The organism is Stieleria sp. (assembly GCF_041595215.1).
Taxonomy (GTDB): Bacteria; Planctomycetota; Planctomycetia; order Pirellulales; family Pirellulaceae; genus Stieleria; species Stieleria magnilauensis.
The window spans coordinates 1-10,322 of record NZ_JBFHKV010000180.1 but is presented as its reverse complement, the minus strand read 5'-3'; the positions used below and the strand labels follow the sequence as shown (position 1 = coordinate 10,322).

The 10,322-nt window shown below is 59.8% G+C and carries 8 protein-coding genes; 2 read left to right on the top strand and 6 right to left on the bottom strand.

Going from position 1 to position 10,322, the window contains the following annotated elements; translation table 11 throughout:
* The 3 genes from ABX749_RS09440 to ABX749_RS09430 form a co-directional block, all read right to left on the bottom strand.
* A partial coding sequence (locus ABX749_RS09440; RefSeq protein ID WP_372895755.1) for an iron-containing alcohol dehydrogenase occupies nt 1-1,091 on the bottom strand: 1,091 nt, incomplete at its 3' end.
* Nucleotides 1,092-1,320: 229 nt separating this feature from the next.
* Nucleotides 1,321-2,292: a serine O-acetyltransferase EpsC gene (gene epsC / locus ABX749_RS09435; RefSeq protein WP_095738117.1), complete on the bottom strand. Its 972-nt coding sequence runs from the start codon at nt 2,290-2,292 to the stop codon at nt 1,321-1,323.
* Nucleotides 2,293-2,748: 456 nt separating this feature from the next.
* The gene (locus ABX749_RS09430) at nt 2,749-2,946 is read right to left on the bottom strand and encodes a hypothetical protein (RefSeq protein WP_372895754.1); all 198 of its coding nucleotides are present in this window, start codon (nt 2,944-2,946) and stop codon (nt 2,749-2,751) included.
* A 609-nt stretch (nt 2,947-3,555) separates the two neighbouring features.
* Here ABX749_RS09430 and ABX749_RS09425 point away from each other — a divergent pair.
* Nucleotides 3,556-3,975, top strand: a complete 420-nt coding sequence (locus tag ABX749_RS09425) for a hypothetical protein (protein WP_372895753.1) — start codon at nt 3,556-3,558, stop codon at nt 3,973-3,975.
* A 490-nt stretch (nt 3,976-4,465) separates the two neighbouring features.
* Here ABX749_RS09425 and ABX749_RS09420 read toward each other — a convergent pair whose 3' ends face one another.
* Nucleotides 4,466-5,875 carry a Gfo/Idh/MocA family protein gene (locus ABX749_RS09420; RefSeq protein WP_145212634.1) on the bottom strand — a complete coding sequence of 470 codons (1,410 nt, stop codon included), beginning with the start codon at nt 5,873-5,875 and terminating at the stop codon, nt 4,466-4,468.
* Nucleotides 5,876-6,203: 328 nt separating this feature from the next.
* Here ABX749_RS09420 and ABX749_RS09415 point away from each other — a divergent pair, with 328 nt between their 5' ends.
* The gene (locus ABX749_RS09415) at nt 6,204-7,565 is read left to right on the top strand and encodes an adenylate cyclase (protein WP_372895752.1); all 1,362 of its coding nucleotides are present in this window, start codon (nt 6,204-6,206) and stop codon (nt 7,563-7,565) included.
* Between the two features lie 24 nt (nt 7,566-7,589).
* On the opposite strand, the gene ABX749_RS09410 is transcribed toward ABX749_RS09415, so the two are convergent.
* Both ABX749_RS09410 and ABX749_RS09405 read right to left on the bottom strand, forming a co-directional pair.
* Complete coding sequence (locus ABX749_RS09410; RefSeq protein ID WP_372895751.1) at nt 7,590-8,495, bottom strand: DUF1571 domain-containing protein; 906 nt, start codon at nt 8,493-8,495, stop codon at nt 7,590-7,592.
* Between the two features lie 283 nt (nt 8,496-8,778).
* Nucleotides 8,779-9,777: a hypothetical protein gene (locus tag ABX749_RS09405; protein ID WP_372895750.1), complete on the bottom strand. Its 999-nt coding sequence runs from the start codon at nt 9,775-9,777 to the stop codon at nt 8,779-8,781.
* Nucleotides 9,778-10,322: the final 545 nt, after the last annotated feature.

The window sequence follows — 10,322 nt, the reverse complement described above, 5'->3', positions numbered from 1 at the left end:
GTACCGGTCCATTGCTTGAGCGCTTCTTCGACAAAGCTCTCGATCCCACTGGCGGGGATTTTCAGCGCATTCAAGCTGGTCGCCAAGTCGGCCTGTTTCAGCCAGCGGGTGACCATCGATGCGAGCCGATCGGGCGCCTCCGATTCGGTCACCGTCGGATCCACGTCACGCAACAGTTCGGCGTACCAGTCGGGATGCTGCTGGCCGTTGAGCCGGATGACGGCGGGCAACATCAGCCCGACCGCCTGGCCGTGGGTGATGTCGTGCCGTGCGGTCAGTGGGTTGGCGGTCGCATGGGCGGCACCGAGCATCGAAGTTTCGATTGCCATCCCGGCGAAACAGGCACCGAGTTGCATTTGGCTGCGGGCGTCGATGTCGTCGGGGGCTTCCAGTACTCGCGAAAACCCTTCGGCCAGTAACCCAAAGGCACGGCGCGAATAGGTGATCGACATCGGATTGCGCCGATTGGTGACATAGGTTTCGATCGCGTGCGAGATCGCGTCGATGCCCGTCAACGCCGTCACGTTGCGGGGCAGCGTCAGCGTCAGTTCCGGATCGAGCAACGCGACCTTGCACGCGGCCTTGGGATCACCGCAAGCCATTTTGACGTGCGTGTCGGTGTCGCTGATCAGGGCAAACGATTGTGCCTCGCTACCGGTGCCGCTGGTCGTCGGCACGGCGATCATCGGCAACATGTCCGCAGTCGCTTTACCAACGCCGTGGTAATCGTGAATCGAGCCGCCACCGGAATACACGAAATTGATCCCTTTGCAGCAATCCATGCTGCTGCCGCCGCCCAGCCCGATCAACAGGTCCGGTTTCACTTCGGCCGCCTTGGCGACACCGGCATCGACCATCGCGCAGGTCGGATTTTCGGCGAAGTCATGAAACGATTCCACGTGCAGTCCCGCCGCATGCAGGTAATCGACGGCGTGGCCAAAGTGGCCGGCATCGACCAAGCCGGAGTCGCTGACGACCAACACACATTTGGGCCGAAACCCCGCCGCCAGCTCACCGATCCGTGAAAAGACGCCTTGCCCAAAAACAATGCGGGTGCGTGTTGTGGCGTCAAAGGGTGTCAGTTTGGTCATCGATCTCAGGCGAATCGGCGAAAGGGCGGCAAAAAACGACTCGAAGGATTTTAGACGATCGGGTAACCCCGGCGCCGCGTCAACTTCAAGGTTTTCGGTTTGTGGCTGTCGAGGGAGCCCAACGATGGCAGCGCGGACCCACGGATTTTCGGCATCCTGTCATCGAAAGGATGCCTTTTTCCGGGTCAGCCCCGCCAATGCTGAACCCGCCAAGGGAAACCCGCCAACGCTAAATCTGATAGTTGGCGTGCTCGTCCACCGAGTCGGCGGAGACACCGCCGCGAACCCGCAACGACGGTTGCTCAAGCACCACGGTGGTGTTGGGTGAGACGCTGCGGGTGATCCACACGCTCGATCCGATCACGGAATCGTGCCCCACCACCGTACGACCGCCCAGGATGGTCGCGTTGGCATAAACCACCACACCGTCCTCGATCGTCGGATGCCGTTTTTGGCCGCGAATCAATTCGCCGCTGTCATCCGTCTTGAAACTCAGGGCACCCAACGTCACCCCTTGGTAGAGCTTGACGTGGTTCCCGATCTGACAGGTTTCGCCGACGACGACACCGGTTCCGTGGTCGATGAAAAAGTACTCGCCGATCGTGGCACCGGGGTGAATGTCGATTCCCGTTTGCTTGTGCGCCCACTCGGTCATCATCCGCGGGATAAAGGGCACGTCCAATCGCACCAGTTCGTGGGCGATCCGATACACCGTGATCGCTTCAATGCCGGGATAACAGAAAACGACTTCATCGGTCGTCTGGCAGGCCGGGTCGCCTTCGTAGGCTGCTTGAACATCGGTGGCCAAGGTCTTGCGCAACGACGGGATCCGCTCCAGCAATTCGATCGCCATGGTCTGGCCCTTGGCTTCGAAATCCGTCTCGCTCTCGCAGTCGTTGTGCTTGTTGCGGACGCGATCTTCGTGACGCAATGCCCGAGCGATCTGTGTCGTCAGCTGGTCGTGCAGCGAATCGATCGTGCTGCCGACGTGGTAGGCGATGTTGCCGGCATGCAATCCGACCTTGCGCCGATAGCCCGGGTAAAGGATGTCCTTGATGTCCAACAGGATCGCAATGATCGCTTCATAACTGGGAAGCGCACAATGGCCGAGGTGATTGATCGCATCATCGGGCGTGTAAGTCGCGACAATACGTTCAGTCAAGCGCGGCAGCTGTTCTTTTAATCGGACGTCGGATGCCACAACATTGTCTCGAAGGTGCTTGGAATCGAAGGGGCCACGCCAATGGGTCAGGAGGACCCGCGGTGACGCATGGTTCGCAATCTGGTTCGCGACAATCTCGCTGGACCCACGAGGCGGTACGTTAGCGGATGTCTCGGGCGGAATCGACCGGGCAGGTCCCGATCGTCGCTCGACCGCCGCCGCGTCCCTGCGACCGGTTGCCTACGAATCGTTGACGATTCATTGCCCGGGCCGTCATGGCCCGAGCGTCCTCACCGGAACGCCATTGCCGGCGCTTTATTGTAGGGTCGTGAACCAATTTGGCGACTGCCGCGACCCCGCGCGGCGTCTCTCGACCCGTGCAGTCGGGCGTTTCAACCGGGTTTCGCGGCAAGCTCGCCGGCCGCCCGGACGCTCAATCGACGTCGATTGAGCGGTCTTGCTCGGGCAGCCAACCGTTGGTGTCCAGCCCGCTGCCTAGCGACCGATCGTCGGCGGATCGTTCAGCAAAAAGTCGCGGGGGCCTCGCACGGTGTAGTACGGATAGGCCGTTTGACCGGTCGGAGGACCGGGGGTGAACGTCTGCGTCGCGTTGGCGCGATTGCCCAACATTCCCGATCCCAGATGCGAGCTGTAGTCGAGCCCGCCCTGCTGCCAGCCGAGTTTGCCAGGCACACATCCGGTTCGACAGCCGGTGCCGCACGAATTGCAGCCGCCGACATTCATCTTGCCGAGCAAGCCGGTGCCGCTGGAGCAAGCGCCCGAGCCGCAGGCACCGGTCGAGCAACCTTTGCGTGTTTGATTGTGTAAACATCCGGTGCTTACCATGAGCAAACCGGCCAACGATCCAATCCATAGCCAACGGTTCATCGCCGAGTCCTTTTGGGCATCTTGCTTGTGTGGCTGCGCCAAAGTCACGAAACATGATTCGAGATCTGACGACGCCCTCTGATGTGTTTGACCAGATTCGCAGGCCGCTCCGGTGATCCATCCACGGATGCTTCACCCTTGCCGCCCACAGCGGGATTATCTGGCACACGTCTTCCATCGACGTTGCGATCGGCTCGGTGCACACAATCCCTGCGACCCGTACCAGGGTTTCAAAATCGCAAACGAACAAAACCCGTAAATTACCCAGGTGTTGCTAGCAATCTCAGATGCGGTGCCTGGACACCTGCGAAAACCGCCCGATGGCCATCGCGGTTTCGAGTCTGTCTTGTGTCGCAGGGGACAAATCTGGTAGCCACGACCGGCCACTTGATTCCTTGAACCCCAGCAAGATTGATGAAACTGTCACCCAGGATGACCGTGATCGCCCCGGCACTGCTGCTCGCGATTGCCGGACTCGCTCCCAGCGTCGCGGCACAAACCGGCATCACCAACACTGCGATCGTTGCGCCGACTCAAGGGGCGGCGCTGGATGATTACCTGATCAGCCGTCTGCGCGCGACCACTGACGATCAACGCTATTACGTTCGCGAGATCGTCAAACTGGTCGACCAGAACAAGCTGGAGAAACGGTTGGTGTTGGCGTTGGAGCGTTACGCACGCCGCAAGAGCCCGTATTTTCCGCTGCCCGTGTATGAGCGGGCGCTGCGTGTCGAAGCGGCCAAGCGGGGCGTCGCGGTGCCGACGCTCAAAGAGATCGTGGCCCGCAACGGGGCCTCGGCAGCCCGCGCGATCCGCGACTCGCGTTATCGGTAATCGCGGAAGCCGCGGTACCTCGAGCGAGGCCTAAACGGCAAACCCTCTCCTCGCTCCGCTCGAGCCTCCCAGAGGGCATTGGTAGCTACACCTCGTTTGCATGTCAGATCTGTTCTGAGTGGATGGTTTCGGCCAACGGCCGTTTACATCCATAGCCTTGGGCATCGCCCAAGGTCGGCAGACGAGAACGAGAGCGATTGGCCAACGGCCATTCACAAATGCCTGGTCAAACGCGAGTGTTGTGCATGGCCGTTGGCCAACTTTTACTCATTGCGATGCGGTTCCTGGGGCGGCGCAACCCTCGCAAATGCTCGGTTCGCTTGCCCCAGGCTAGGGACATGCATGCCCTTTGGGCCAAAAGCGACTTGTGTAGATCCCCACGCCCAGAGGGAGAGTGACGAAAGCCCTGAGCGATCAACGGCTGCGCGCCCTCCACTCGGCAGGAGGGTCGCGCAAGCATCTTTAGAAACGCAACGCGTGCGGCGATCCGTTACAGTTCCCAGCCGCTGCGATATTCGCGGCCGACGAACTCGTTGACTTCGGGAACGTTGGTGCTCTTGAGGTTTTTCGCATCCCATTCGATGCGTTTGCCTTCACCGGCACGCAGGGCCAGGTTGCCGACCAGGATCGTTTCGGTCAGACGTCCGGCGTAACCGAAGTTAGACATCGTGCCGGGTTCGTATTCGCCCTTGATGGTGCTGACGAACTCCCACTTTTGACGCTGGTCGTTTCCGGCCTTGAAGGGGATCCGCGGCAGCCACGGTTCGGGGTTCTCGTAGTCCTCGAAATCCTCTTGGGGCAAGATGTCGAACTGGGCACCGTAGTCGTTGGCCGAGAACACCATGCCTTTGCTGCCGACGACCAGCGCGCCGCTGGTTTTGCGGCCGCCTTCACGCTGCTTGGCGATTTGTTCTTGGAAACGTTTGGGCAGCTTGCTGATCAGGTCTTCACGCGGCAATTCACCGCCGTCGTACCAATAGAATTGGCAGGCCGGCAAACCTTCGCGTTCGGGGAATTCGAACATCAGCGCGCTGCTGGCCGGGAAGGTTTCGCCTTCGACGATCCCGGGGTTCTTGATGGCGGTGACGGCGACCGGGTCCCACAACTTCAGTGCCATGACGGGCATGTTGGTGGTGTGACAGGCCATGTCGCCCAGGGCGCCGGTTCCGAAATCGACCCAGCCGCGCCAATTGAACGAGTGGTACACGCCGCTCTTGAACGGACGCATCGGTGCCGGTCCGATCCAGGCATCCCAGTTCAGGTTTTCGGGGATTGGGTCTTCGCCTGCGGGGCGTCCCTGACCTTGCGGCCAAACGGGGCGGTTGGACCAGACGTGGACTTCGGAAACGTCGCCAATCGCACCACTTTGGATCACTTCGACGGCGGTTCGCAGCCCGTCTTCGCTGGTGCCTTGGTTGCCCATTTGCGTCACGACGCCCATCTGCTCGGCGGTTTCACGCATCAATCGGGCTTCGCTGATCGACCAGGTCAGCGGTTTTTGGCAGTACACGTGCTTCTTCATCCGCATCGCACGGACGGCGGCTGCGGCATGGGTGTGGTCGGGCGTGCTGACGGTCACGATGTCGATCTTGTCGCCGACCTTGTCGAGCATTTCGCGGAAGTCGCTGAATTTTTCCGCATTGGGGAATTCGCGGGCTTTCTTGTTCACGGTGTCGCCATCGATATCGCACAAGGCCGCAATGTTGACCCCGTTCTCGGCGATGTGGCTGGTATCGCTACCGCCTTTTCCGCCCACGCCGATGCAGCCGGCACTGAGGCCCTGCAGAGCCGATTCTTGAGCCTTGAGGACGGGGCTGGTGCCCGTCCAGTACCCGACACCGACCGCACCGGCAGCAGCGGTGCGACCGAGGAAACCACGGCGATTGGTCCGTTTGGTCATGCAAAAATTCCTTCAGTTGGAAATGACTTGATTGCGAAGCGACAAAGCGATCGGCGCTGGGGGCGAAGAACGATCTTCCCCGACACAACGCTCCCGAATGCGCATGATGAAAGACTTAACAGCCCCGCAAGGATAACCTGAAGCCCGCTAACAAACAACGATCGCCAGCCCGTTTCGCGGGCGGACATCCCACCCCCTGCGATCCCCCGGCCACCCGGCGTCGAGTTCGTGCGTGTTCGTTGTCAATTCTCGCTTCATTTGTCACATTGGAGGATCGAACAGGAATCCGCCACGTTCATCCGCCCGCCCTACGAACCCCTTGAAGACCATGAAACGCAGCCTTCCCTCCCGACTGTCTTGCACGCTCGGACTCGCGGTGACGAGCCTGGGCCTGATCGGATGCGGCCCCGATGTCATGCCGCCCAACGAACCGGACGTGGCAACCACGGCAGCGGCGGAAGAGAAACCAGCCGCCGCCCCGACCGCCAAAAAGCCGGTCGTGGAGAAAGACGATCCGGCCGCAGTGGCCAAACTGGAAGCGGCCGGCTACCTGCTGGAGAAGAACAGCGACGGTGCGGTCGTCTCCATCTCGGTCGCCAGCGACACCGACGTCAGCGACACGTTCGCCAGCTTGGCCAAGCTGCCCCACGTGAAGGAGGCCCGTTTTAGCGGTCCCGGGATCACCGACGAGGGGTTGGGCGTGCTCGCCGAAATGAAGCGTCTGGAGCGATTGGATTTCACCGATTCGGCGATCACCGACGACACACTCGATGTCGTCGCCAAGCTGCCCGGATTGCAAGTGCTGTTCCTGCGTCGCGTCGGCGTGACCGATGAGGGATTGCAAAAACTGGCGCCGCTGCAAAAGCTGCGCGCGATCGATTTGCGCAACAGCAACATCAGCGACGAAGGCATGAAGGCGCTCGCCAAGCTGAAATCGCTGCAAGACGTGCAGCTGGAAAAATCAAAGGTGACCGACACGGGAGTCAAAGAGTTGGCCGGGTTGCCCCTGAAATCCTTCAACGCCAACTATTGCACCTCGTTGACCAACACCACTCTGAATGTCTTCGCCAAGATCCCCACGCTCGAGCAAATCCAGCTCGACTACACCAAGATCAACGATGAAGGCATGGCATCGCTGGCGGGGCTGAAGAAACTGAAACGTCTTCGCATCCGCGGCTGCGATGTGACCGGCGAAGGGATCAAGCAGATCGCCGGTGCCAAGGAAATGGCGCGAATGGAACTGCGTGACACCTCGGTCGATGACGAGGGTTTGGCGATCATCGCCAAGTATCCCAAGCTGACGTATCTGGACCTCGGGGAATGTCGCTTGATCACCCCCGAGGGCATCAAACAACTCGGCGTCGCGACCGGTCTGACCTACCTGGGTTTCTGGGAAACCAAACTCAACGACGAAGCGTTCGCCGCACTCGATGGGTTGGTCAACTTGGAAACCCTGGACGTCAAAGCGACCGACCTGAGCGATGCCGCAGTCGAGACGATTTTGAAGTTCCAGAAACTGAAGGATCTGAATGTCGCCGGCGTTCAACAGATGACCGACGAAGGGTTCATCCAGTTGGGCAAGCTGCCGAATCTGAAGAAATTAAATGTGGCCAACACCAACATCAGCTACAACGCGCTCGATGAGCTGGAAGAGGCAAACGAGTCGTTGCAAATCATCGACTTCGAATAACCGACTTCGAATAACCGACAGAGCCTACGGGAACGTGTAGCTTTCGTTGGTGATGTCAAAGTCCTTGTCGGTCAGGCCGACGTTGGTTTTCAAATCTCGGTACTCGTACGATTCAACCAACGGCAGTTGATCGTCCGGAGCATCGGGATCGGGCCAACCGAAACTGCGGTAGCTGAGGATCAACAACCGCTCGGGGTCATAAACGATCTCGGCGAGTGAAAAGTCATCTTCACCGCCGCCGGGTTGACTGCGTTGGGCTTTGATCAGGTCGCACATCCGGCTGTCGAACTCATGGTCTCGCGTGATCGTCACGGTGACATCGGGATTGTCCAAATCCTTTTGGCCGCGTTCGATCAGTTTCTCGACCAAGCCTGTGATCCCGATTTCGTAGATCGGGTAACGCTGGCCGGCCATGGCAAGCATCCCGGTCGGATCCAGCCAAAGGGTTTTCCAACTGAGCAACACCGTGACTTCGTGGACGGCCATCTGCCCGTCGTAAAGATCTTTGCCCCAGATCACTTCCCGACCCGCGGCGGCTTCGGGCGCCAGGAATTTGAGATAGATTCGAATCGGCGCATCATTGGTTTCGTTTCGATGGCGTGTCTGAATCTTGACCTCCATCTCGCTGCGCTCGTTCAACACGCCCGACTCACTGCGATCCTGTTTGATGAACCGTGCGGTGTAGTCTTCCAGTGAATCGTCCATCGACGCCAACGCTCGATCGGCAAGCTCCAGGACTTCGGCGATCGACGACTGGCGGGGCCGCGGCGTTTGGTCCGTCGCGTCATCCGCCGGCTCTTGCATGATGGTCGGCGCCACATCCTGGCGGACATCGGGCTTGCTGCGCATCACCGATGCGAAGGCGACCGTGCCCACAAGCAGTGCGGGGATCAGCAGAACCCAGCCTCGTCGAGATTTAGAAGGTGCCATATCTTTTTGGGGGGAGAGAACGAACGGGAGCCGGACGGTGATCGCGGCCTGTCGATTGAATCGAGGTTCCGAAATCAACTCGATGATCTTAGCCCGAACGCGTCAGCCAGGGGCGCCGGGTGGGCTTTTGCAGATGCGTGTGGGATTCAATCGAAAGGCCGCTGGCCGCGGATTTCGCGACGCGACGCCATCGAAGCAACCACTCTAACGGCAAAGCCCCGTCACCACCAAGGCCCAAAACAGCGTGTTGACCGGCAGGGGCACGCAACGGGCCCAAATCCGCCTATCGCGTCAGTGCGTCCAGGCCACAGCGGCGGATGTGGGCGTTGGCCGCAATCCACTGCGTCTGGTTCATCTTTTTGGCCATGATCTGCCAATGATCGCGGTCGGTCGACAACAGGCAAGCCAGTGACGAAGGCGTGTCTTCGTCGGTCCGCGGGCAGCGTGAAATCAGCATGTGAATCCGCGCCCGCTGCTCCACATCCAGGTCAGTGCGCGTCAGTGCGGTGGTCAAGTATGGAATCGCACTGGTCCCCAAACCGGCCAACTCGACCGCGGCGCCGCGACGTTGGGAATGTTTTGCCGACCCCAGCTGGTCAATAAATCGGTCCACATCGTCCGATGAAACGACGGTCAGGGTGGTCGCGTTGTCTTGCAAGAAGGCTTCGGTTCGGCGGGTCAATTCGATCACACTGCGGCCCAACAGCATGCGTGAGATCAGAATGTCGAAATGAATCTGGAACCCGGCTTCGTCCTGCCCCACGATGTGCAGCAACGTCGGGCCGCTGACATGACGATCCAGATCGCTCTCGGCGGCCGGATCGCGGCGAACGTGCCATTGGATCACGCCGGGCTCCTGTTGTTCCAAGACCGCTTGCTCACCGGTGGCAACCAGCGTCGATTCCATCCGCAAACTCTTGCCGTGTTCGGCGACGAGTTGGACACGTTGGTAATCGTCCGCGTAACTGTAATAGACCGAGGGCACTCCCGACGACGACGAAACGGTGATCGATTCGCGGAACCGATCGGTCTGGTGCTGTTGCGAGCCTTTTCGATACCGCATCGGGTCGACTTCGAGACGCCCGGAGCGAAGCCGAAATCGGGCCAGTCCGGATTCAGAAAACACGCCGGGCGGTTGGCGTCTGGCCCGCTGTTTCTTGCGGCAAGGTGCTGGCGACCCGGTCGCCTTGAGACGTTGATCGGCGGTCGGCTCGTCTGCAGGAGTCGACACGGTCGGCATCGCCATCAAGATGGCCAATGCAATCAGGTAAGGGTACCTCATCGCTTCACCGATCCTTTTCACGCGAATGACCACGTGAAGATCTGCACGTTCGAAGACCGAAATTGAACGTTTCCGATCTTTCCTAAGTGCTCGATAGTTGAATATCGGCGATGCCGAAAGGGCACTTCAACCAATCTTTACCCGGAGGTGTGATTAACGCACGTTTAGGGAAGATTACTGTGCCGTAACAGCGTGAATTCTCTGCCAATTGCAGGTCGTGCAGTTTTTGAAGCGAGAACGAGGTCAGGAACCAATGGTCGGGCTTCAGCAACCGTTGGTGTCCAGCCTTGAGACGCATCAGGACGCGCTGCGAAGCAGCAAGATGGGCGGCTGAAGCCTGCACACCAGCGCGTCTACACCTTCCATTCGGACCCCTGATCAGCCTAACGCACGCCGATAAATCAAACGCACGTCGTCTTCGAAACGGTCCACTTGGCTGAGTGCTAGCTTGGTTGCCAAGTCGATGGGGCCGAGTCCCGCTCCGGCGATGGGGCCGGGCGCTGTAACGCCGCCGAACAATTTGGCCCCGATGTAGACATGGAATT

What these genes read in the sequence shown, in the direction of transcription:
- ABX749_RS09425 (WP_372895753.1), top strand. Translation starts at nt 3,556, where the DNA reads ATGAAACTGTCACCCAGGATGACCGTGATCGCCCCGGCACTGCTGCTC.
- ABX749_RS09420 (WP_145212634.1), bottom strand. Translation starts at nt 5,875, where the DNA reads ATGACCAAACGGACCAATCGCCGTGGTTTCCTCGGTCGCACCGCTGCT.
- ABX749_RS09415 (WP_372895752.1), top strand. Translation starts at nt 6,204, where the DNA reads ATGAAACGCAGCCTTCCCTCCCGACTGTCTTGCACGCTCGGACTCGCG.
- ABX749_RS09410 (WP_372895751.1), bottom strand. Translation starts at nt 8,495, where the DNA reads ATGGCACCTTCTAAATCTCGACGAGGCTGGGTTCTGCTGATCCCCGCA.
- ABX749_RS09405 (WP_372895750.1), bottom strand. Translation starts at nt 9,777, where the DNA reads ATGAGGTACCCTTACCTGATTGCATTGGCCATCTTGATGGCGATGCCG.